The organism is Paenibacillus pectinilyticus (assembly GCF_001700435.1).
Lineage (GTDB): Bacteria > Bacillota > Bacilli > Paenibacillales > NBRC-103111 > Paenibacillus_E > Paenibacillus_E pectinilyticus.
This window is the reverse complement of record NZ_LYPC01000009.1, coordinates 78,249-100,977: the sequence shown is the minus strand read 5'-3', so window position 1 is coordinate 100,977 and position 22,729 is coordinate 78,249. Positions and strand designations below refer to the sequence as shown.

Here is a 22,729-nt window from a genome sequence, read left to right as displayed (position 1 = left end):
TTGCACTCTCCTCTTTTTCAGCTGCCCGATTGATCGGTAGGGGTAGCGGGGCCATTGATCTTATGCAACGCCTCTTTCATGATGTAGTAACTTTGTTTCGGCCGTTCCACGTAATTTACCTTATCCTCCCAGCCCTGCCATGTGTAGAGCGGCATAGCCGACACTGGAATTGGCTGCGCTGCAGCCGAGTTATCCCGGCCAACAACCTCATCATTCTTCACAATCCACGGAACAAAACGAACACCTTTTACGTGCGTCATTTCAAATTTATTTTTACTCGGCAGACTGTAGTTAATAACGCTCAGAGAGCTTGGATCGCTGAATCCTAGCAGCATCCACGGGATACGCATTTCGAGCACCTGCCCTTGCACCTGCCACATCGCCTTCGAATTGTAGTCAGAACGCGACGGATCGCTGTACCCTCTCTCTAAAATGCCAACCTCTACGTCTCCGAAAGGGTGATTCACCCGGGAGTCCGGATATTCGAGTAAATAATTGACAGCCAGCTTCCAAGGCTTGAAAATCCCTGAGTCATCCTGCTTTTCCTTCGGATCGATGTCCGGCAGCCCGGAACGCTCATACAACCGGGAATGAATATCGTAATTGGAAGCGATCGTCATGCGGCTTTTATTTTCATCCGATAGCTCGATTAAAGTTTCCAATCCTTCATCAAGTGTCATGCCGTGAAGCTCCGGTCCATGACGATTACCACCGGGCAGTGTATCCGCCCCGAAATAAATACTTTCCTTGGATGGGTCAAATGGTTCAGATAGCTTGGCCTGCAAATAAAGATAGCCTTCGTCATGCGTGGCCCAAATCTCCTCAAAGCCCGGAACCTGCACATCAAGCTTCGTCTTATCCTTCAGCTTGTTCCAATCCGAGGCATCCCCATCGATGAAAAGTTTATTGTCTTTACTCGGGAACATCCCGAGTACCCCGAAGAACGACTCATTCGTCAGCGTGTTATACCAGTACGCTCGGCGATCCGCTTCATCGTAGCGTTGGGTGTTCCACGTCTTCTTAAACCATTCGTCCTGCCACGTGAACAAAATCGCACCCGCATAGCCGGACCCATGAATCTCCTGTAGCAAGTCCGCATCGATCTCTCCCTGCTGCTTCTCGCTATGACCGCCTTGATCGCGGCCGAGCGTACCCAAGTGAGCTACCCCCACAGAGGCAGGAACGCCATATTCCGTAACCATGACCGGCATATTGGGATGCGCTGCTTTTAATTTATTGAGGTAGGTGAGGTAACTATCTGGTTCTCCTTTGCTGTTGGTCATTTCCTGGAATGACTTATCAAAGGCAAAGAAATCCGGATAATACGGGTACACATGATACGAGGCAAAATAACCAGCCTCCCAATTCACCGCCTCAATATGCGTCGGGTCAACGCTAACCAGATCCTCTTCAACCAGCGGCTCGCCCGGATGCGCGATCGGATCCGTCGTCACCCAATTGGCGAAGGCCATTGGATGCTGCCAGCCATACTGAACTTCCGTTTGCGCCGCCGTGTCGACCATCAAGGCCAGCCACTTTTCAAAAGCGTTCGCTCCCGGCTTATTTCGGAAATATTTCCCCGTGTAGTCTGGGGTATCTGCATGTAGGTCGTTGGTTCCCTTCACCATCTTCGGATCCCATTCTGTTCCGACAATCCAGCCCATCAGATAAGGACCTGCATTAAATTTGTAGGCACCTCCAGCTTTTCCTGAATGCGGCTCGGGTGTGAGTGTCGTTTTTCCATAGACCGCCGCAACCGCGTCTTTAATCTCTTGCTCGAATTTCTCCTTAATCTTGGGATCAAAGGCATCTTGCCCTTCAATCAGCTGTTCCTCGGGGCTCCATACGCCCTGAAGGAAGAAAAGCGGATCCTTCTGATGTTTCATGTTGTATTTGGAAAGCGCCTCGTAAAACTCGGGCATCATGATCGTATACACCCGGATCACATTCGCCCCCATGTCCTGAATCATGCCAAACCATCTCTCATAGTCGTCCTCTGAAATGGCCAGTTCACCAGGAAAATGTCCAGGGATCGTCGCCCCCATATTAATCCCCTTGGCAAAATAGGGCTGCCAGGCTTGATTCGCATATTCTTCTACATTCGTTCCTTCGGTCTTAAACTTCACATGTATGCCGCTAGCCAGCGTCGTGCTTTCGATTCTGACCAAAAGCGGACGCAGCCAATAATAAAGCGCACCGGCTACAATCGCTAAGACAAGACCTATCCTCAACAACAATTTGAGCCACTTGCGCATCCTATTCACCTTCGATAATTTGCTAAATTCATCTGTCTATTGCCATGGTACGACAGGAAAGTGCCTTTGTCTGTTTTCAAAGTGTTAAACATTGTGTGCAAATCGAGAGCATTGTGTTCGTTGTTTGAAATGTGTTGTGAAAGAGTTAAAAGATTGTGATCGGATTGTTAAAAGGGGATAAGTTTTTGTAAATAGGGGGGAGTTTAGAGTTCTCTCTAAACTACAAACCGGACTGCCATTCGCTGGATTGCTCTATCGTTCGATTTTATATGGTATAATTTTAGTAAGAAATACTGTAAGCGAGGTGCATGTTCTATGCAATGGCAAGAAGTTCGCAATATTTACCCTCACCAGTACGTTTTGCTAGAAATCCTGACTTCTCATACCAAAGATAATGTTCAGTATGTTGATGAAGTCGCTTTGGTTAGAGCAATTCAAGACCCCGATGAAGCTACTAAAGAATTATTTAAGTGTAAGGACAACAACATCGTCTACCATACCGGTCAAGAAAAAATAACTATCGAAATCAGGCATAATCCTTTATATAGGAGTAGAAGACATGCAGATTGAATATGCTCATAATTTACTCCAAACCTCTATGACAATTTGTTATAAAGGGCGCTCCTTAACTATCGGCAATTTAGTGATTGATACCGGCGCGGCACACTCTCTTCTCTCCTCAGACATCGTGTCCGAAATCGGTATTAAATTCGAGAATGGAGACAAGCTTGTGAGAAGTTTTGGAATCGGCGGAGAAGAGTACTCATTCCAAAAGCAAGTAGAGCAAATCCAGCTCGGTAGCCTCGTTATAAACGATATCAGAATGGATTTTGGTATATTTCACGATGATATCAATCACATTAATGGACTCATTGGCCTAGATATACTTAAAGGCGGTAACATGATTATTGATCTTCAACAGATGCAAATGTATCCAGCGTCATCGGCATAACATTGGTAGGGGACGTGCATAATTCGCACGTCCCCTTTTCATGTCCAATCGCCCGTCCACTCACTACTGTAAACCCCTAATATTTGTACAAAATAATCATAGGGGAAATATAGCCACTTAGCCAAAAATGTTTATTAAAAGCAATAAGCGCTGGCACTTCCCTGGCCAACGCTTCTTACTTATTTTCTCCTGTAGAATTTCTCCCAATTTCTAAGCATTCTTTCTTTTGAAAATCCCGACTGAAGCCTTACATCCTTTTCCCACTCAAAAACGGCCTTTTCTTTTGTCTGATAAAACCTATAGTCACAAATATTCCAGGAACAAAATAACTTTCTGTAAGATCTGCCATTTTCGATAAACCCGTCATGTCGTCTTACAGCTTTAGCTGCCTGGCGTTTGGCCCACTTTGTTCTTGGCGATGTGTGATCGGTACATACCGGTGATTTTTTGTAACTTCTGCTCATTGGTCTAACCTCCTTGGGGGAAGTTAGAGGCCGTCCAATTTCTTCATGTGCTCACCTCTTTCATTTTCATGGTTTAACTATCTATATACTGAGTTACTTCGATATATGTTGCTGTACAGATCCCAATAACTTGGAAAAACCTCCGCCGCATTGTACGGGGGGAGGCTATCATCTTAATCTATTAACCCTTTGAGCTTATTATCCAAAATCCCCTTCTCCAGCCTCAAATGGAGCAATTCTGTATCCAGATCCTGACCTATCGTATGAACCGAAGTAATAATGTCCTCTGCTGTAAGCATGTGAATAGAATCTGCCTTCTCGGAGATGTAGGTTAGGATAATGTCTATTAGTTCTTTGCACACACTGATTCTATGTATAAGTATTTGTTCCTCATTAACGGCTTCATTATATTTGGCAAGGGTATCGTTCATATGGCTCACCTCCGATGATAGACAATGTTTATCCAACTTCTTTTCTGTTAATGCTGAGTTAAGTAGTTCATAATAGCTATCTTGAATGCTACTACGAAGATGAGGAAATAATCTCCTTTCTGTATTATCCTTTGTAAATCCAATAAATTGGTATCTCAAAACTTAAAAATAACTTATAAGTGTAATTATTAATAATATACACTAATAAAGGTCTGTTTGCTACATTATTTAAAACCTACTCTATTACTGAGGTGGTTATTATGGGTAACTTTCGTAAATTAGTTGGCGAGCGGATCCGAATGATACGAAAACAAAGGGGATTTTCCCAAGAAAAACTCGGAGAACTAGCTCAATTGAAGAATTCATATATTGGGGATGTCGAAAGAGGAACTCGGAACATCTCTCTTGATTCACTGGACAAGATCATAACCGCTCTTAATACCGATCTTGGAACTTTCTTTAACTTTAATGAAATTGATGTTACCTCCAATGATTTTGATAAAGCGGCAGTGTTAGAGGTACATAAACAATTCCTTGAAGATAGAAGCGTTGATGAAATTAAATTGATACATAAAATATCTATGGATATTCTTCTTACAAAAAAATGAAATCAAAGGAGCGACATCGAGTTGGTTTCGAGGTCGCTCTTTTATTCATTAAAGTGGATTTATTCAGTTATTTGAACCTCATTAAATTAAAGCTATAATATAAGTACATCTAAACAGAGTAGGAGATTATAAATCATGAAAAAAGTCGATGTAGTCGGCGCTGTTATTTATAACGAAAAAAACGAAGTGCTATGTGCACTCCGCTCTCAACAAATGTCATTGCCTGGTTATTGGGAGTTTCCTGGTGGGAAAATAGAAGCTAATGAAACCCCTCAAGAAAGCCTTGCTCGTGAGATTAAAGAAGAACTAGACTGTACAATTGAAGTAGGCGAGCTTGTTGTCGATGCTACTCATGAGTATCCGAACGTTATCGTACGATTAATTACCTACAAGGCTAAAATTATCGATGGTGTTGCAATTGCCAGTGAGCACGAGAAATTAGTTTGGTTGCCTGTTAATCAACTTAATGAGCTTGAGTGGGCGCCTGCTGACCTACCTACCCTCGCAGCCATTTGCTAAACAACGACTAACGAATAAAATCGGTATACATAGCATCTGGTATAGGATGATGTAATTTCCAATTAATATTCATTGGTTTATCACCATGGCTATTCATATAATCAATTTCACCTAAGTAAGTAAAGGGTAAGACTTCGTTATGCATCTTTTCAAATTTCCTAACAAATAAATGTAAATGAATTCCCATACTGGTGTGATGAATAAATTCTTGCCCACGCTGGGATTCATGAGAAGTAGCATTTTGACTTTGCCAATGGAAGTGTTGCTGATCTACAAAATAGTCATGGTACTGTAAGTGATCAGCGACCTTCTCCCCTTTATTCAAATTAATAAAGAGTAAGTAATGATCCCCTACCCGACTTACCCCCTCTCGCCATGTACCTTCTTTCGCAGGTGATTCAAACAAGTACATGAGATCATTTCTTGTGTAGTTTTGATACATTACTACGTTCTTCTGACTTTCAAAAAATACATCAGGTCTATAGAACCTTCTAAATTCGGCCAAACCATATTCTAAGCGATCTTTAATATAATTAAATACTTCTTTATTCTCTTTAATCTGCTGTAAGATAGTTGAACCAGCGAAACTACCGTTATCATAACTCCCAAATGACCACGTCTGTTTTACCAGCTTGGTTGCTAGCTTCTCCATGGCTTTATCAATCTTGTTACCTTGTATATCCTCTGAAACACGTATTCCGAATCTATAGGCTAAATCATCTAGTACGTCCCCTCTTGTAATATTCCCCTTTTCAAAGGCTACGGAAAGAACTGAAAACTCATATGGCCATTTAAGTGGCAACATATCTTCTAGCCTCTGAACTACCTCCAGCATCGCTTTGTCTTCTAATAACTCAATATCGAAAGCATTAATATCCTTCATCTTCTTTTTCGTTTCAACCCACGAACCATACTTGGATATAAAAAAGTTTAAACTAGGAGCGCCATCATAATATAAAAAGTCATTTAGTTCGGGTGAATAACCTAACTCTCTCTTAAATTGATTATAAAGCTCCATAAGTAACAGATCTCGATCCATACGAATATTCTCAATATTCTTGAGGATTTCTTTCCTTGACACCTCTTCTAGATCTACGAAGCAGCCATCCGGTAAATCGGCGAACTCCGTTTCAATAGCGATTCGCAAAGAATCCCGGTCAAATGCTTTATGGTTATGTTGATCAGATAAGGCTAACGGCACAATAAATGATTTTTGATAATTTCCAATGAAATCAAGTATTGTTACATATTCTTTCCCTGCGATTTTCCGTAATCCCCGACCAAGTTGTTGTATAAAAATAGTTGCCGATTCCGTAGGTCGCAAAAACAAAATCAAATTCACCTTAGGAATATCTACACCTTCATTAAAAATATTTACTGTAAATATGATTTGAAGAGGATCACTATCATTTTCCAACTTACTAATAATATCTTGCCTTTCGTTCGGAAGATCATTACTCGTTAGACAAGCTGCCTTATAGCCTCGACTTGTAAACTCATCCGTCATATAACGAGCATGTTCAATTGAAGCGCAGAAGCCCAAAGCCGTCATAACATTGCCATCATGTCCGAACTTATTAATCATATTAATTACATAGTCAACACGTTCATGCGTGTTCAGGGCACGCACTAGCTCATTTTCAACAAATTGACCATTACTTAGAACTTCAATCTGTGCATAATCAATCGTAGGATCACTCAAACCAAAATACCTAAATGGAGTTAAGAGCCCTTCTTTAAGTGCATCCCTTAAACGAATTTCATATACGACATTATTATCACAAATTGCTAAAACATCCCTGCCGTCCATGCGATCGGGCGTTGCTGTAAGCCCTAATAAGAATTTAGGTTTAAAATAGTCAATTACCCTTCTATAGGTAGCTGCTTCAGCATGATGAAATTCATCTACGATAATATAATCAAAATAATCAGGCGCAAATTTTTCTAACACATCGTCTCTTGAAAGAGTTTGAACAGTGCTAAATAAATACGGTTTGTCCCAATCCTTCTCAATCCCCGTGAGCTTGCCGCACAAATTATTGGCTTCATCAAATATCTTTGCAAAAGTTTTTCTAGAACTTTCTAATATTTCATCCCTATGTGCAAGAAATAATACCCTATCCGCTCCGAAATTCTTCACATCAAAAGCAGAAAGATACGTTTTACCAGTTCCAGTCGCTGCTATAACAACGCCTTTATTATGACCATTTAACCTAGTCTGTCCCAGCGCCCTAAGAGCTCCCTCTTGCATTTTGTTTGGTACAATCTCTTTTTTTGTGAAACTTTTGTCGTCATTCATAACATTAACCAAATCAACATGTTGCGCGGCTAAGTATGGATTGACTAGCATAATTTTCTTATTGTTATATTCTTTTTCGTAAGCTGAAATCAAATCACTGCTAAGCTGGATAGCCCTTTGATCATCCCAGTACATTTGGAACGTTTTTCTTGCATTCTCATAAATCGAATAGTACGTATCTCCTGGTAATTTCACGTTCCATTCATGTCCTGTCTGCAACGCAGAGTAGGTTAAATTAGAAGAGCCAATTATAACCGTATTTAGACTAGATTTGCGCTCGAACATATAAGCTTTGGTATGGAAGGAAACTCGACCAGAATCAAATACTTTTGTCTCCACATTTGGTAGCTCTAACAAGCGGCGAAGGGCTTTAGGCTCTGTAATCTTAAGATAAGTTGATGTTAATATCTTAACTTTCTTGGAAGGATCTTCTCTTCTAAGATCATCGAGTGCCCTAATTAGCAGTTGTAGTCCTGACCACCGCACAAAACTAACCATAAAGAACGCATTGTCCGCAGTTAACAATTCATATTTAAGGGCTTTAAATAAGTGAATTGGGTCCGCAGTTGAATTAGTTAGCAATAGTGGATGTGATAGAAATAATTCAGGATACATCGGCAAGGAAATATCATCATTCCTGTAATGAATTGCTTTAAGTGGCATATCCAAGTCATATGAGGCCAAATCAGGAATAATTGCCCTCAGTTGGTTCGTTAATTCTAATATTTTAGCGTGTTGGTTTTGATCTGCCAAATATCTGAAAGACTTACTGATATCCTTCATTACTTGTTGAATTAAGGCGTTGTTATAATTCTGGGGGAGGAGGTTATATGTAATTTGATTAGATGGATATTCTTTGTTTTTATGTAGTATCTCTTCGAAAACTCCCCTATGCTCTCTCATGTTGTTCCTCCTAGAATTAGTAAATTCTTCCTGCTTTATTATACTGAATAAAAGGGGATTGGGATAAAGAAACGTTCTCTGAGGCGATGGCTGTTCTTCATTTAAACGATTTATTTTCTAATGGCATGGAACTATTCTATTTGTGAACTAGATCTAATCGCCACTGTATGAAAGTAAAAGGCTCTATTCCACGGTGGATTCTTTATCCGACCCTAGTATAAAGCCCGTACTAAAAAGACCAAAACTTCAAATTTACCTTCACATAATAATCAATGGATTGCTAAGCAGTGATAAGATAACTTATTCTCTTACAAGCTAACCTTCCTTAGAAAGCCAAGTATGGAAGCTAATAATAGAATATTGTTATCAATAACATTACTTTTGTATAAAGAGGAGGTGTATGTGTAAGTCCTTAGCCTAGCAGGTTTACTACAGCTCGTGTTATACCCTAGCTTCCAGAATAAAGCCGAGTAGATATCGACTTAAATCATAAAAAACTGCATCCGTAGAAGTACGACTAATTGCAAATCCATCTATAAATTGAATTTATCAAATTGTATTCCTCAGTAGATACACTATAAGCAGCTTTTTGAAGCTTGTTGGATATAGTATTTAACCTTACAAGCCATTCTGTCTTTGCTTCACGTCCACCTGGGATCTTCATATCTTCTGGACGAACCATAATACCTTCGAATACTTCTGACCAATTCTTACCGTTAAGAATTACATCTTTGCATTCTGATAACCTGACACAATCCCAAATCGATACTGGTTCTCCTATCCCCCCCTTCGCAATCAAATCATAATTTTGAGAGTCAGAGTCCTTTTTCGCTCTTGTATAAACCGGTTTCGGCAGCCCTATTATCAGCCAATTAGCTCCACATTTTTCTGTGAGCTTTCGGGCTATTACATTCTTAACACTAACTTCTATTTCGCGCAGATATTTCAGCGATTCATCATTAAACGTTTTCGCTTCATCCTGCCAGTATTTCTCAAGTCCATCTGGTTTAAAATCGGTTCTAATATCCGCTATTGCCTTCTGGAATGCTCTCCAGAAATGTGCATCAGCTCCGCCACCTAAATAATTACGAAGATCTTTTCGATGCTCTTGTGTAATATTGTTAATATAGTCTATTAGAGGATCAAGATAATAGCGTACTTTTTCAAAGACAACTTCTGTCTTTTTCGTTTTTGGTGTTATCTCGCCACTAGCTACTAACATATTAACTACATCATTAATAACACGAATTATAGCTTGGATTCCGCGATTTATTGTTAGAATCCCGTAATCCAAGTCACCTTTTAGCCATTCTTCTTCAGTATACTTCTTAATGTATATGAGACAATCTTCAATAAAAGGGTAAAACAAATCACAGGTTTCCTGATTTGTACCAAGGTCAAAAGTTCCGTCTTTTGCAATCACATTCTTTTTTCCGAAAATAGTGAAAAAATGACATTTCTTCAATGCTGATTGAAGCGCTTCTACTGTTATGCACTTTGTTGGAGAGGTCTCATTTTCTCCATCAACAATTCTAGCTAGCAATGGAGATGTCTCTTCTTCACCCAACATCTGCGAAATTTTCGATCGAAGTGCCTGCCTTCTTTCATTATAGTTTTCAGAATCCCACAGCATATCAGCATTTAGTGTTACCCTCAATGTTTTCGGTACTGCTTTCTGGTTTTCATTGATGTCCATGAAAAGCTTTACCTGCTCATAACGATCTAAATCCACAAAAGCTACCACTGGTATAGTATTAGTAGATGCATACTGAGAATCAGAATATCCATAGAGACGATGTTGGCCATCAATAATGTATGCAGACCTATACTTCTTAGGTAAATGTAAAACACCTAGTTTGGAGATTGAGCCTTCAATTTTTGTTCCAGTTTGATCAAATTGTAGACCTTTTCCATTAGTATCAATGCTAACTATCAGTGAATTGGGAAAATAACCTCCTCTGTTGATAAATGTATGAACTTCTTGCATACGTTTTTTCTTTATGAGTCGCTGATAAGTAGGCATCATATTCTTATTCGCTTCAGTGCGATGCAAAACATATCCGATTTTCAATAAGCGTTCTGGCTCAATTGAAAAAGAGTAATATGTATTACCTCCCATTTTTCCTTGGATGGCAGGTATCTTTTCCTCCATATTTCGAATTTCAGTATTAGCAAACAGATTCCCCAATAATTGATACCTAGAACTAGAACCAAGATGTTTAACCAATTCTACGTAATAATCGATAACAGCATTACTAAAATGTATGATGCCCCATTCGTTAAGCTTTGCCAAATCCGTCTTACTCATTATGAAATTATGGGTCGCCCAGATAAATTTGACTTTACGACCTGGATATTTCTTCAAAGCCTCTTTTCGTAATCCCTCCATCTGCCCATATAATGCCTCTATTGGCTTTTTAAAGGCACCATCCTTAATGTCCTCTGCAGATTTACACTCGACAATAAGTATGGTTTCGTCATCAGCAGCAAAAACATCAATCTGTTGAGTGAAAGCCGGGTTTTGATAGTCATATGACATTTCAAAATTCCGATCAGAGTTCATCTCCGTGAATCCCATGTTGGCTAACAGTAGCCATACTTTGTCTTCGAATTGTTCATCAAATGGCTTGTCTTTCTTTACACCAATAAATTTTGGGTTTTTGTACTCTTTATATCTCGTCCAACCTTCCTCAATTAAGTCCGGAAGAGCAAGTGACCTCTCCTTCGATGAAATAAATGTCTTGCTCCTTGCTGTCTTTGCTATTGCAAGCTCTTTTCCAGATACGATTTTAACCCATTTTGTCTTACTCATCCTTACTCACCTCTTCCGGAATATTTGTGAACACATATTCTGAAACTTTGGTTCTCGCTGCTTCCTTCCCACCAATTAAGCTTTGCCTATCTAGCTCTAAAATCCGATCTCCATCTCTTTGAAAAATCTCTCTAATAACAGGATGGGCAGCATTTGTTAGAATGTAGTACGCACCTTTTCGCTTAATAAAGTCAATGTATCTACTTAGACGGTACTGATCATTAATAGAAAATAAATTCTGGTTATATTTAATAAATCCATTATTATTGTGAGAGACGGTATAAGGTGGATCTAAAAAAACCAAGTCATTTTCTTTTATTCGATATTTGTAACCTTCAAAATCAAAACATTGTAATTTCACTTTTTGAAGCTTTTGGCTTGCAGTAATAATTTTGTTAATATCATAAGTCCATTTTTCTCGACGTCCATAAGGAACATTGTATTGTCCCTGTCTATTAACACGATAAAGACCGTTATACGAGGTTTGATTTAAGTAAATAAATCTCGCGGCTTTCTCCACTTGATCATCAGGATTCAGAGAACGTATTCTGTAGTAATCATCTGACGTATTGTTATACCCTATAAAACGAGATATTACCGCTTCCGGCATGTCTCTTACTGCTATATATGTATCTATTAACTCCTTATTAAGGTCTGATAAATAACAGTTATGCCGATGGTCCATTGCAAAAAAAATTGCTCCCCCACCAATAAAAGGTTCATAATATCTTCGATATTGCAAGTTTCCAATTATCTGGTCCAATGACTTTACTAACCAGGTTTTCCCACCAGCCCATCGAATAAATGGTTCAATTATAGCCATATCATCTTTCCTCACAGGTGCTATTTTTCTTGCTGACTAAAATCCTAATATCTTCCACATATATATTTAATTCAATGTAATCCGACAAAAGTCCTGCTTTTTTTACATTATTTGTTGAAATAAAAAAACAAATGAGACCTTAGTCACGGTTGTTTTAAACAACCTAATTTACAAGAAAACTTAATTTTTAATTTCCTCATATGCTTCATTCAATCATTAATCTTTATAACTCAACGGTATAAGATGAGAGCATTCCAACCTACAGGTTGAAAAAGACAACGGTAAAGAATAATACAAATAAAAAAAGACGGAGCCCCGTCTTTTTTATTTGTATTATTAAGAATTGATGGTTTCAATAGAAGCTTGTAAGGTTGCTAATATTTTATTATTTGTAGTTAAAACTTAATTTCGTATTCTTTAAACTTGTAACCGGTTTTATAATATTCTATTAAAATTACTCTCTTTGGGTAATTGACTTCATAATAGACTCCTAATCCATATCTACAAACATGTTCTGGTAGAGTCTTACCATCAAAAGACCAAATATCATCATAACTATCTTTCGTCAGAGCTACTAATCGCGATCTATCATCATCTTTTTCTTGTTTTTTCCTATTTGATTTTTTCATCTCAAGTGCTATGAGATTATCCTGATCTATAATGTTGCCTCGACTATGAACAATTAGATCACAGTTAATCTTTACAATGATATCATCAGGTCCATTTATAGTTTTAACATGGGTTTTAACTTTCCCGTTTTTATTACGGTTGTACTCTACATCAACTTTGTACTCTGAAAACTCAGATATCTTAACTACTCCATATAAGTGAATCATAAGCGCTCCACAAAGTGTACGCTCAGATACTTTAGAATTTAATAATTCAAGATCACTTTGAATGAAATTATTATTTGCCTTCTCGAATATTTCTATCAATCTTTCTTTCATTTTTCCTCCAGAACGTTTAGATTTTTAATGCTGTTTCAGTAATTTTAGTTATCGTTATTGTATTCACGACGTCCCACCGACTTAGGCTGCGCCAGCAGCCGGCCGCGAAGTGGTTAGTCGGTGCGGATGTGTCCGGCTTAAATCAACTTTACGCCATTGAGCTGCTTCTCCGAGTTCATCTCTAACCCCTGCCGAACCGGGGACGTATGCCCAATGCGTGAATATGGTGTTATGTGAAGCCCTTGTCATTTTTAACAGATCTAGCAATTGGCGTTCAATTAGAGATGAAATCTGTGAAAATCGAAGAGTTCATGTACCATAATGTATAATTTGGCTTTATAGATTTAAATTAGTTTAGTCTGTCTAATATGAAGCTAATAAATTGCGCAAAAAATTTATGATGCAGGGTGATACTATACTCTTCTGGAGTAATTCCATAAAATTTATGCGAAGAAGCGTCTATTATAGAGTACTTATCATGTTTTGGATTATAGATGCATATTCCTTGATTTAATATACATACAATATCTAGCCCCTTATCTTTGGATTCATTTAGTTTATCTGCAATTGTTTGTATTGATGTAGCGGATTCGAAAGCAAATAATACAGTGAGTGGGCCACTATATTCATTTACTTGGTCTTGTAAATATATATAATCAAAGTTCGATTTAAATAATGATTTTACTAATTGCGCATCTGTCTGACATTTCCCTATTTGACTTGAGTTTAATGACATTTTTTGATTCTATTGCCATTGCTACAGAGTGTACTGGCTAAATGATTAGCTCAAAACCGCTATAAATAGGCAGAACATTATATTTATCATAAACAATAATATCAACTTGGCTACTTATTGAATTGTCGTTAACTACAAAGCCAGTTCCTAAATCGAACTTATTTGGAACTAATGTCTTTAGAAAATTTGTTAGTATACCTTCGGTTTCTCGCCCTTTTTCCCCGTTGTGGGACAAATATTTCATCAGTTTGAACTCAGCAATTATTTTATCAAGTTGATGATATATTGCAGTAGTAAGAATGTTTTAAGTTCTTTCAAGTCTTTCACCTGCACTTATAAAATAATCTACTTTATGATTGCTAACTGCTTTTTACTCGAAAATGTAGTACAAAATGCGTTAAAGCTTCCCGCAGCTCTCCATTGTCCAGCTACAACCACTAGGTACTCTCTGTTCGAAAAAATATCGTTCTTTATTTCTTTAAACAACTCTTCACTGTCAAACCTTAAAATGAAAGTGTATTCCTTTCCATCAGTAGAAGAAGTAAGAGAGATTTCCAATTTAGAGGCGTCGTAAAAGCGTCCACTTTTGCATTTGCCTTCAATGATTCTCCAATCGAATACACCTTTAGGATACATATGTACGCTTCTATTATCTAGAAGCATTTTACCAATTGTAACACCGTTGTAAGTATCAGAATAGTCGTATGCCTTACACATTGCATATATCTGACGTATTGTACGTGGCGGTTTTGGTGTTGCTGTACCACTACCATGTTCTGCAGGTATTTCCTTTTTAGTCTGTGGATTACTTGGCATCGTTAAAGCCAATAATGCATTGTCAAATTCGAAGTTCCCTTCATTATATTTATTTGGATTAAATCCATTTGAAGCCTCATATGGACATTTTTCAATATGCCCATAAAAACGGCTTGCACTAAAGTATGATGCGGAAACTCCTTCAATATTGCATATATGCATATGAGCATCACAACTATAGTTTGGACAATAGTAGCGGTTACCCTTGTCTTGTTTCTGAGCATTTTTTGCTAATAGTTTCTCTGTTCTAGCAGCATCCTTATAGACATACATTGCCATAGCTAATCCTCCTCCCCCAATTGACTACATTTCAAAAACTCATTCAGTTATGAATTAAACTTTCCTAGACCCAGGCCACTGTTACACAATTTGAAATGCACTTGGATCAACACCATATACATCTCTAAATTGATTACGAACACTAGTAGTAACCTCTGATTTTGGGAATTTGGATGTTAACCAAGAAAAATTATACTCAAATTCTCCATCTTGGATGATCCATTGCCTCGTCATATCATATGTCATATTCCAAAAATAAAACGAATTAAAGGTGTTTTGAACAGATTTCTCATCTTTATCTGGAAAAGTACTCGGGTAAATATCTCCATCTAAACCATCACAAAAAAGGGCTTTATGTGCTTCAAACAACTCTCGAGCATTCTCTAACGAAATACCTGCTTTTCTTTCACCAACAGACCAGATCCCCGGCCAGCAAAAAAACTCAGGTGTAATAAATTTATCCTGCTGAAATCTTAAAAATCTAGCGAAAAGCAATCGAACTGGTAGGTTTTCAGAACCAAACTCAAAAGAATTATCTTCTTCCATTAATTCCTTACAGTTAGTACTGGCCCAATCACTTAATTTTTCAGAAGCAGAATAGGGCGTTTTACAACTAATATAGCCACAAAGGATTTCGGAAACTTCTAAATACTCTTCCTTTGTGTAGCCATGAATCGAATTCACTAAATTTGGATTCTTGTTCTTTATTGACTCGCATAACATTAAAAATCTTATCCCTGGATCTACTGAAAAAACAAATGATGGAAAGTGATATAGATCAAAAGGAAAACCATCAGTTGGGTTAATAGCAAGATCACATACTAACAAAAACAACCCCACTACCGAATCTTCTGGTGTACCAGGCCAAGGTGTATCAAGAATTTTGAGGAAAATATCGAACGCCTCTCTATATAGTTGACTGAGCATTCCTGCGTGCTCAAAGTCATCCCAACTCATCTTCCTGCCTGATGAGAGATACAAATACTGTAATTGCGAAAAACGAGCTTGCCCTTCAAATATCTCTCTTGCGCCTATTGGTGATAGTCGAATATCAGAACCGTGATAGTAACCAAACACTTTATTTTTATTAAGTTGCTCAAACTCCCTCTCCCATTTCCTTGCATCCGGTAAAAATACCAAATTACTATCGAATGTGGATGAAAGCAGCCAGAGTACAGAACCTCAAGCCATATTATATGAATGTCCAACACTCTCAAAGTATGGTGAGTTAATTATATGTGAGGCTTTTTTAGGATCAATTGCAAGCCGCATAAAAAATTCAATATCATGCCAGTTGTATAACACACGATTTATTCTACTACCTGTCTCATTTTTCAAAGAACCCTTATGCACGGCATCATATTTCAAAATTGATTTTACAGGCCCGATATCCTCAATTAAATGCTTAAGATCCCTGTTGTTGATATGAGCTTGGGCCGGATATATAAGGCTTAACATTAAACCTAGCGTCGAACCTATATGCTGCCACCAATGTATAGTTTCATGAAAATATGTGGAAAATGCTTGAATTTGTTGAAAGCTTAACTCGCTATTGGATCTAATCCCTGGTTCTATTGACTGAAGTTCAAGATGAATATCTGGTCGAAGCCTCAACACAAATTGAGTTGGGCTGTACAATCCCCTTACATTCCAACAAGAGTGTAGTTCGGCAGGAAGTATCCATCCTTCTTCTTTTTCAATAAGTAGTTTTTTATCAAGAAACATTGTCATAGTTCCTCCAGTCTCACAGACAAGCGTGGATTACAAAAACAAGTGCATTGTATATCCATTTTACAACATTCACCATATAATTGCTTCAGTTCCATAACGACTTCCGCCAAAAACCTACAACAGAAAAGAACTCAAGTAATGATCATCAAACGATCAACTTGAGTTCTTTACTTTATGTAAATGTGATCAAGATTATTTCCTCGCCAGCATTTCAAATGTCTTTATTTTATGCGAACCTGCCACATCTCATTTTCGAACCCTCAATATGACCGACTCACATGCCTTGAGTAGATAATAATGATGCTCTAAAAAGCTAGTATACCATTGGTGGAAGATGTTTATCTCAATCTTATCAATAAATACTTCCTTCGACCTATTAGACTATAAAATCTGCATAAAAACTGTCATTATATTTTGTAATCTCTACTTTTGAGGGAAAATGATTAATCCCCATGTTTGCTAGAGCTACACAATCCATTGCCCACGCATATAATTCTTGGGGCAGCTTATAGCAAACAGGAACCTCACTTTCACTAACTGTAATCATTGGAGTCCCATCCTTCATAAAACCAACTGATAAAACATCCAATGTGTTAGAACCTTCATTTATTCTTAATGACGGTTGCTTACTCGAATCAAAGAAGACTTTTCCTCCTCTTTGGTTAAGATCATAATCCTTGTCAGTCTCTGCTATCGGATCAACCTGCAATTTTGATCTCATATCATCATAATGTTTTGCTAAGCGTTCACATGCCAGTGCATTAAAGTATTCACCATGCATTTTTTTATCAATTGCTCTAACTTCATCAATTGTCCTGTAGCTACTCATATAATCGAGCAAAGAAATAATAGCAATCAAGTCATCTGAGTAATTTCCTGAAAAAACCTTATACCACCCATTATTTAAGCGGCAAATAATATGTAACAATCGTTTATATAAATAGAGTTGACGATTATTTAATTCAAACCACTTCTCACCTAGTATTTTTTTATTAATCCCATCTTCAAAGGAATCGTATTGCAATTCAGTATGTAAAGATTTAAGAAGTTTAGAGATTATACCTGCAAGCATATCCGCCATCCTAATCCCTACATGTTCTTTTGAATTAACCTCTGTAACTGGGGAGAGTCCTAATTGTTTTGCCGCTTTCAACGTATTGCTGTCATCACCTTCTTTATCGATAAACAGCGCATATTTAGAAATATTTTTCTCTAGCAAATATTTTTTAAAACCAACAAAAGCAATTTGATAGTTCCAATTAATATCCCTGTGCTCATTAATATCTTCAAGTATCATCACTATTTGCGAAAAAGCTGATGTTTCACGCCGCTTCAATTTTGGGTTTGCTCGATTCTCAGCGATTCGTTTAAGGAAAAATGCTTTTAATAACTGAACCAATTCGCCTGTGTTTTCATACATTCCACCAATAATTTCCTGTGGTCTGTACATCACTATTGTCTTAACGATTGAATACTTCAAGGCATCCGCATTTACAAATACACTATTCTTATAATTCAGGAAAATTTGGTTTACAATAAATTCTATTTTGCTTGTTACAGAAAAATACAAAAAGATGCGATTGTCAAACACATCTAAAAAGTCATGGATAAATGCTACATTGTCGGAACTTAATGAAGCCAATCCATTTTTTAATTGTTTTGTCTTCAATGTCGAACTTTTTAACTCTCCATTTGATTTGCGGTCTGAATACTTCTCTTCAAACTCAAGATATCGTTGAAATATAGAATTTTCTTCTTCAGTACGCCATCCAACAATTGTTGTAACAAAATTATCGTAGTAATTATCAGAAACAACTGTAGAATGATTAATTTTTCTACTATGCTCAGATTCATCATAATAAAAATTAACGTTGTTTTCCATAAACACTATACCCCCTTGTAGTATACGAAGTATTATTTCATTTACACCATGCAGTAGTAACTTAATCACAAGAACTACTATGATTCACAACTCACTTTATAAAACATAAAATTACTTAAAACTTCATCAGTCTGTTCTCGTTCAATACTTCGTCTCCATGCTTCAATTGATCGTTCAATTCTCTGTTTGTGATTTAAATAAGTCAATCCATTTAAAGCTGGAAGCAGCGATTCCAAGAATGATATTCTTGCTTCCATATACGGAATCATGCTCCCTACTTCGCCTTAACCTCTTGGCTCTAAATGAATTTCATCAAATAATAGCGGATTCGTATTTAACTTAATAAAGTGCAAAATGTGCTTTTTTCGACGCTCTAGTGAAAACTCAGCATCGGAAATTGCCGAGATAATTATTTTCATAAACTCAGCATCATTAAAATTGACCTCGAAAAATGTGATATCCATTCATCTTCGCAAGCAATTATTGTTTCAGAATTATTTTCTGTCATAAAAGATGCCCTACATACTCCGCAATTCTCCAACACGGATAGTCAAACAAAAAATAATACTAATTTGATCTAATATTTCCAATAAAAAAACACCCGATTCTAGCAGCCAGGTGCTGAGTAAACCAATTTGTTATTTTAACTTTAACTCCATTTTACTTACCTCATTTATGATTTGTTTTTAGTGCGAGGGATTCAGCAAATGTAAGATCATCTATATTAACAGTTACTACTAATACCACTGACTCTACGTGACTTAAGTGTCACCCACAGTGTCGAAACCCATATATAAAATTACACATCTCATAGTTACATAACTCCTTTACTAAGAATTCTCAATCACATGGGAGATCAATTTAAAAATGGAAATTCACTACCATATATTGTTTTTTTTAAATATCATTGAGATTTTCACGAATGCTTGTACGCTCCATAAAGTGGAACGGCGCTACCCGTTCAGCATTCTTATCCATTAAAGTTTATATTTAATTTATACTTATCTACAAAGCTTGTCAGCTTATTATTTTTCTTAGATTCTTCTAATTTTTCTTTCTCTATAAGAATTACACAAGTCCCATCATTATGTACCGATACGTAAGTCATCTCTGTATTAACATTGTAATCACCATTAAAATGAAGTAGTGCTTCAAAATTCTGTTCCTCAAGATATTCTTTTATACGGTTATCTAATCCAAAGAATAATTGTAAATGATTATTAACATTGAATTTAAAACCATCAATTCTTTCATCGCCGTGATAAAATGTACAAAAGTTATACTCTCCAACACTTGAAAAAACCTCAAAACCAAACTTTATTACATTATTATCGTAGTCAACTTTTTTACCTTCATAATATTCGATTTTCGAGCTATCTTTTATTATTTCATCTATTCTTTCGTTTAATAAACTTGCTAGTTTACTATATCCTGAAAGCTGGGCAACCTTAGTATAATGAATTAACAAAGAGAGTATTCTTTCGTTTCTACTTATATCATATATTTCGCTGGGAGGATCAACTACTGTTATTTCAACAGGATTAACATCCCTCTTTATTATACTAATAGCCCCATACTTAGATGTTGTAGCAGGATATGCAGCTTTTTGTTCAATTATTTCATTAATAGCCTGTGTTAATCCACTCTTTCTACCTTTTGATTCAGCAAGGATTCTCCTACCTAGAAAATTAATTTCAAAATCACACCGTTTACCTGTGGTGGTTATTTCATTTATACAATTAAAGTTCACATTAAACAATCTCTGGAATAGAGCAATGGCAAATCCAACGCCAATAACCTCAGAGGATTGAGTTTGCAACTCAGATTTTTCTCCATCATCAAAATAAAAATGTGTATTGTCTTCTAGTAAAGTGGGTTCTATTGTTAAGTAAGTATATTGGAATCTTTTTGATAGGCTTCTTTTAAATCTAGATTGAAAATGAATCATAGCACAATGAATTAAATTCAAATCTGTAAGGAATAACCCTCTATTCTTTATTTCATTAAACGCACTTTTCTTAAAAAGTGTTGTATCTGTACTAGGATGAAAGTGAACTGGTACATTTTTTAAACTTAACCTTATCGGCATTATATCTAAGTCCCCTTTTAATTAATTGTCTTCTTCTAAAATTAATTTTGTTTTTTCATAATTCGACATTTTCCATTAAAATCCTACTTATCAATAATCCACTTTAAACAAAAAAGAAGCGAGCAGGAGCCCACTTCATTACACGACAATACATCTCGAATATTAGCCTTGTGCTTTTCCTAAATAGTCGTCTTACGCCTCCTCCCACATGCACCGTTTCACAAAAGCCTTGCGCCACTTGGCTTTAACGCCTCTCGCCCTCACTTTCCTGTTTCAACCTGAGCAAATAAAGTCGTCCTACAAATTGGAGTAAAATCGGGGGTAAATCGGAGAAAATCGGAGAAAATCGGAATATAACGAGCAAATAAAGTTGACTTAAATGCAGGGGTAAATCGGAGGAAAAAGCAATCAGATTCAAAATCGGAAAGAAAAACGAGAGATAACCTGATTATCAATGGATTTGGTTAGTTCAAGAGCTTCCCTTCTCCCTAAACCTCTCCCCTGCTCTAAAAGAAAAAAGCCGAGGAAAACAGGAGTGGATACCTGAGTTTCGCTCGGCTCGTGACACGACTATTTAGGCTCTAAGATGACTTTTTAGGCTTTGAGATGTTCACAAGTCTTGCCTTACTAACAGTGAACAGCACTCCACATGTGTCGTCCACGGGAACATATCTACCGGCGTCACCTCCGCGACGCCGTACCCACCATCGACCAGTACGCGCAGATCGCGCGCGAGTGTCGATGCGGAGCACGACACGTACACCACGCGCCGCGGCCGCAGCTCGAGAATCGTCGCCAGCAGCGCAGGGTCGCAGCCCTTGCGCGGCGGGTCCACAACGATCACGTCGGGCCGAACGCCCTGACGTGTCCACTCCGGCAGGACGACCTCGGCCGGTCCTGCCTCGAAGTGCACGTTCGTCATGCCGTTTAACTCGGCATTCTTGCGTGCATCCGAGATCGCCTCTTCGACGATCTCGACGCCGTACACCTGTCCCGCGCGCTGCGCCAGGAACAGGGAGATCGTGCCGATGCCGCAATAGGCATCGACGACAACTTCATCGCCGGTCAGCGCGGCGTACTCCAAAGCCTTCCCGTACAAGACTTCCGTCTGGACGGGGTTCACTTGAAAGAAGGATCGTGCGGAAATTGCAAATTTCACTTCGCCGATATAGTCATAGATGACCTCGCTGCCCCACAGGACGTGCGTCTCATCCCCAAAAATAACATTGGTCTGTCTCACATTAATGTTATGACAAATGCTCTTCACCGCAGGCAGAGCCTCGCGAATGCCAGCCACCCATTCCTCGACACGAGGAATCTGGGCACCATTAGTAACAAGAACGACCATAACCTCGCCCGTGCGGAAGCCGACTTTAACAACGACATGGCGCAGCAGCCCAGTCCCTGTCTCTTCACTATACGCTCGGATGCCTAACCGCGAGCCAATCTCTTTCACGCGTGCAACGACTTCATCGTTCGCCTCGTGCTGGATGAGACAAGCCTCCATATCAATGATGCGATGGCTGCCCTGCGCATAGAATCCGCCAATGAGGCCGCCCCGCTCTTCCCCGAAAGGAACCTGAGCCTTATTCCGATATCTCCACGGATCGGTCATCCCGAGCGTGGGATGAACAACAATTCCTTGACCTTGATCTTGGTCTTGCCCCGGCTCCCCCGCCACCTGCAACTTCCCAATCCGCTGCAAATTATCAACAACCTGTTGCCGCTTCACGCCCAGCTGCGCCTCATAGCTCAAATGCTGCAGCTGACAGCCACCGCACTCGTCATAAATCGCACAGTCGGGAGCAATGCGATCCGCACTCTTTTCAATCAGTTCCACCAAAGAAGCATACCCGTACTGCTTTTTCAGATGCCCAACCTTAACCAATGCACGCTCACCCGGCAGCGCCCCCGCGACAAAAAGGGTAAAGCCGTTCACACGGCCCACCCCTTCGCCATCATGGCTGATCCCGAAGATCTCAGCCTCGTATTGCTGCCCGATTTGCACAGGCAAGCTCGCCATCCAAGCTGGCACTTCTTTCTTCCCTATGCTATTCCTATTCCCTCTATTACTACCCGCTGCCGAACTCCCCGTTCTACCAGCGGATCCTGACTTGCCACTACCTCTATGTTTACCTGGCGCAAAACCAGATGTACCTTTTGCTTTCATATTTACCTCACTT

The 22,729-nt window shown here is 38.5% G+C and carries 19 protein-coding genes; 4 read left to right on the top strand and 15 right to left on the bottom strand.

Going from position 1 to position 22,729, the window contains the following annotated elements; all coding sequences use genetic code 11:
* Positions 1–17: 17 nt before the first annotated feature.
* On the bottom strand, positions 18–2,255 hold the full coding sequence (locus A8709_RS02340; protein ID WP_065850589.1) for a hypothetical protein: 2,238 nt from the start codon (positions 2,253–2,255) through the stop codon (positions 18–20).
* A gap of 315 nt (positions 2,256–2,570) precedes the next feature.
* On the opposite strand from A8709_RS02340, the gene A8709_RS02335 reads away from it, so the two are divergent.
* Entirely contained in the window at positions 2,571–2,825 is a 255-nt protein-coding gene (locus tag A8709_RS02335) for a hypothetical protein (protein ID WP_065850588.1), read from the top strand.
* Complete coding sequence (locus A8709_RS02330) at positions 2,815–3,207, top strand: retropepsin-like aspartic protease (RefSeq protein ID WP_065850587.1); 393 nt, start codon at positions 2,815–2,817, stop codon at positions 3,205–3,207. The genes A8709_RS02335 and A8709_RS02330 overlap by 11 nt, the downstream gene beginning before the upstream one ends.
* 179 nt (positions 3,208–3,386) lie before the next feature.
* Here A8709_RS02330 and A8709_RS02325 read toward each other — a convergent pair whose 3' ends face one another.
* Entirely contained in the window at positions 3,387–3,671 is a 285-nt protein-coding gene (locus A8709_RS02325; RefSeq protein WP_065850586.1) for a hypothetical protein, read from the bottom strand.
* Between the two features lie 173 nt (positions 3,672–3,844).
* Positions 3,845–4,102: a hypothetical protein gene (locus A8709_RS02320; protein WP_065850585.1), complete on the bottom strand. Its 258-nt coding sequence runs from the start codon at positions 4,100–4,102 to the stop codon at positions 3,845–3,847.
* Positions 4,103–4,362: 260 nt separating this feature from the next.
* Between A8709_RS02320 and A8709_RS02315 the strand changes: the two genes are divergently transcribed.
* Together A8709_RS02315 and A8709_RS02310 are read left to right on the top strand one after the other, a co-directional pair.
* Complete coding sequence (locus A8709_RS02315; RefSeq protein WP_065850584.1) at positions 4,363–4,710, top strand: helix-turn-helix domain-containing protein; 348 nt, start codon at positions 4,363–4,365, stop codon at positions 4,708–4,710.
* Positions 4,711–4,845: 135 nt separating this feature from the next.
* On the top strand, positions 4,846–5,229 hold the full coding sequence (locus tag A8709_RS02310) for a (deoxy)nucleoside triphosphate pyrophosphohydrolase (protein ID WP_065850583.1): 384 nt from the start codon (positions 4,846–4,848) through the stop codon (positions 5,227–5,229).
* Between the two features lie 7 nt (positions 5,230–5,236).
* Here A8709_RS02310 and A8709_RS02305 read toward each other — a convergent pair whose 3' ends face one another.
* The 12 genes from A8709_RS02305 to rlmD all read right to left on the bottom strand — a co-directional run bounded on the left by A8709_RS02305 (position 5,237) and on the right by rlmD (position 22,716).
* Complete coding sequence (locus tag A8709_RS02305; RefSeq protein WP_065850582.1) at positions 5,237–8,431, bottom strand: DUF3427 domain-containing protein; 3,195 nt, start codon at positions 8,429–8,431, stop codon at positions 5,237–5,239.
* A 517-nt stretch (positions 8,432–8,948) separates the two neighbouring features.
* The gene (locus A8709_RS02300) at positions 8,949–11,243 is read right to left on the bottom strand and encodes a DGQHR domain-containing protein (RefSeq protein WP_065850581.1); all 2,295 of its coding nucleotides are present in this window, start codon (positions 11,241–11,243) and stop codon (positions 8,949–8,951) included.
* Positions 11,236–12,066 (bottom strand): DNA adenine methylase, encoded by an 831-nt coding sequence (locus A8709_RS02295; RefSeq protein WP_065850580.1) that lies wholly within the window; start codon positions 12,064–12,066, stop codon positions 11,236–11,238. Before A8709_RS02295 ends, A8709_RS02300 begins: the two co-directional genes overlap by 8 nt.
* 395 nt (positions 12,067–12,461) lie before the next feature.
* A complete protein-coding gene (locus A8709_RS02290; RefSeq protein ID WP_065850579.1) occupies positions 12,462–13,013 on the bottom strand; it encodes a hypothetical protein in 552 nt (183 codons plus the stop codon).
* Positions 13,014–13,362: 349 nt separating this feature from the next.
* Positions 13,363–13,749, bottom strand: coding sequence for a hypothetical protein (locus A8709_RS02285; protein WP_065850578.1), 387 nt, complete (start codon positions 13,747–13,749; stop codon positions 13,363–13,365).
* Positions 13,750–13,786: 37 nt separating this feature from the next.
* The gene (locus A8709_RS35625) at positions 13,787–13,993 is read right to left on the bottom strand and encodes a DUF6602 domain-containing protein (protein WP_065850577.1); all 207 of its coding nucleotides are present in this window, start codon (positions 13,991–13,993) and stop codon (positions 13,787–13,789) included.
* Positions 13,994–14,094: 101 nt separating this feature from the next.
* Complete coding sequence (locus tag A8709_RS02275) at positions 14,095–14,844, bottom strand: hypothetical protein (RefSeq protein ID WP_065850576.1); 750 nt, start codon at positions 14,842–14,844, stop codon at positions 14,095–14,097.
* 81 nt (positions 14,845–14,925) lie between these two features.
* Positions 14,926–15,984, bottom strand: coding sequence for a hypothetical protein (locus A8709_RS02270; protein WP_141692394.1), 1,059 nt, complete (start codon positions 15,982–15,984; stop codon positions 14,926–14,928).
* A 42-nt stretch (positions 15,985–16,026) separates the two neighbouring features.
* On the bottom strand, positions 16,027–16,569 hold the full coding sequence (locus A8709_RS02265; RefSeq protein WP_065850574.1) for a hypothetical protein: 543 nt from the start codon (positions 16,567–16,569) through the stop codon (positions 16,027–16,029).
* A 382-nt stretch (positions 16,570–16,951) separates the two neighbouring features.
* Positions 16,952–18,457: a DUF3800 domain-containing protein gene (locus A8709_RS02260; RefSeq protein WP_065850573.1), complete on the bottom strand. Its 1,506-nt coding sequence runs from the start codon at positions 18,455–18,457 to the stop codon at positions 16,952–16,954.
* Positions 18,458–19,427: 970 nt separating this feature from the next.
* On the bottom strand, positions 19,428–20,546 hold the full coding sequence (locus A8709_RS02250; protein ID WP_065850571.1) for a hypothetical protein: 1,119 nt from the start codon (positions 20,544–20,546) through the stop codon (positions 19,428–19,430).
* 610 nt (positions 20,547–21,156) lie between these two features.
* Positions 21,157–22,716 carry a 23S rRNA (uracil(1939)-C(5))-methyltransferase RlmD gene (gene rlmD, locus A8709_RS02245; RefSeq protein ID WP_084224608.1) on the bottom strand — a complete coding sequence of 520 codons (1,560 nt, stop codon included), beginning with the start codon at positions 22,714–22,716 and terminating at the stop codon, positions 21,157–21,159.
* Positions 22,717–22,729: the final 13 nt, after the last annotated feature.

What these genes read in the sequence shown, in the direction of transcription:
- A8709_RS02340 (WP_065850589.1), bottom strand. Translation starts at nt 2,255, where the DNA reads ATGCGCAAGTGGCTCAAATTGTTGTTGAGGATAGGTCTTGTCTTAGCG.
- A8709_RS02335 (WP_065850588.1), top strand. Translation starts at nt 2,571, where the DNA reads ATGCAATGGCAAGAAGTTCGCAATATTTACCCTCACCAGTACGTTTTG.
- A8709_RS02330 (WP_065850587.1), top strand. Translation starts at nt 2,815, where the DNA reads ATGCAGATTGAATATGCTCATAATTTACTCCAAACCTCTATGACAATT.
- A8709_RS02325 (WP_065850586.1), bottom strand. Translation starts at nt 3,671, where the DNA reads ATGAGCAGAAGTTACAAAAAATCACCGGTATGTACCGATCACACATCG.
- A8709_RS02320 (WP_065850585.1), bottom strand. Translation starts at nt 4,102, where the DNA reads ATGAACGATACCCTTGCCAAATATAATGAAGCCGTTAATGAGGAACAA.
- A8709_RS02315 (WP_065850584.1), top strand. Translation starts at nt 4,363, where the DNA reads ATGGGTAACTTTCGTAAATTAGTTGGCGAGCGGATCCGAATGATACGA.
- A8709_RS02310 (WP_065850583.1), top strand. Translation starts at nt 4,846, where the DNA reads ATGAAAAAAGTCGATGTAGTCGGCGCTGTTATTTATAACGAAAAAAAC.
- A8709_RS02305 (WP_065850582.1), bottom strand. Translation starts at nt 8,431, where the DNA reads ATGAGAGAGCATAGGGGAGTTTTCGAAGAGATACTACATAAAAACAAA.
- A8709_RS02300 (WP_065850581.1), bottom strand. Translation starts at nt 11,243, where the DNA reads ATGAGTAAGACAAAATGGGTTAAAATCGTATCTGGAAAAGAGCTTGCA.
- A8709_RS02295 (WP_065850580.1), bottom strand. Translation starts at nt 12,066, where the DNA reads ATGGCTATAATTGAACCATTTATTCGATGGGCTGGTGGGAAAACCTGG.
- A8709_RS02290 (WP_065850579.1), bottom strand. Translation starts at nt 13,013, where the DNA reads ATGAAAGAAAGATTGATAGAAATATTCGAGAAGGCAAATAATAATTTC.
- A8709_RS02285 (WP_065850578.1), bottom strand. Translation starts at nt 13,749, where the DNA reads ATGTCATTAAACTCAAGTCAAATAGGGAAATGTCAGACAGATGCGCAA.
- A8709_RS35625 (WP_065850577.1), bottom strand. Translation starts at nt 13,993, where the DNA reads ATGAAATATTTGTCCCACAACGGGGAAAAAGGGCGAGAAACCGAAGGT.
- A8709_RS02275 (WP_065850576.1), bottom strand. Translation starts at nt 14,844, where the DNA reads ATGGCAATGTATGTCTATAAGGATGCTGCTAGAACAGAGAAACTATTA.
- A8709_RS02265 (WP_065850574.1), bottom strand. Translation starts at nt 16,569, where the DNA reads ATGTTTCTTGATAAAAAACTACTTATTGAAAAAGAAGAAGGATGGATA.
- A8709_RS02260 (WP_065850573.1), bottom strand. Translation starts at nt 18,457, where the DNA reads ATGGAAAACAACGTTAATTTTTATTATGATGAATCTGAGCATAGTAGA.
- A8709_RS02250 (WP_065850571.1), bottom strand. Translation starts at nt 20,546, where the DNA reads ATGCCGATAAGGTTAAGTTTAAAAAATGTACCAGTTCACTTTCATCCT.
- rlmD (WP_084224608.1), bottom strand. Translation starts at nt 22,716, where the DNA reads ATGAAAGCAAAAGGTACATCTGGTTTTGCGCCAGGTAAACATAGAGGT.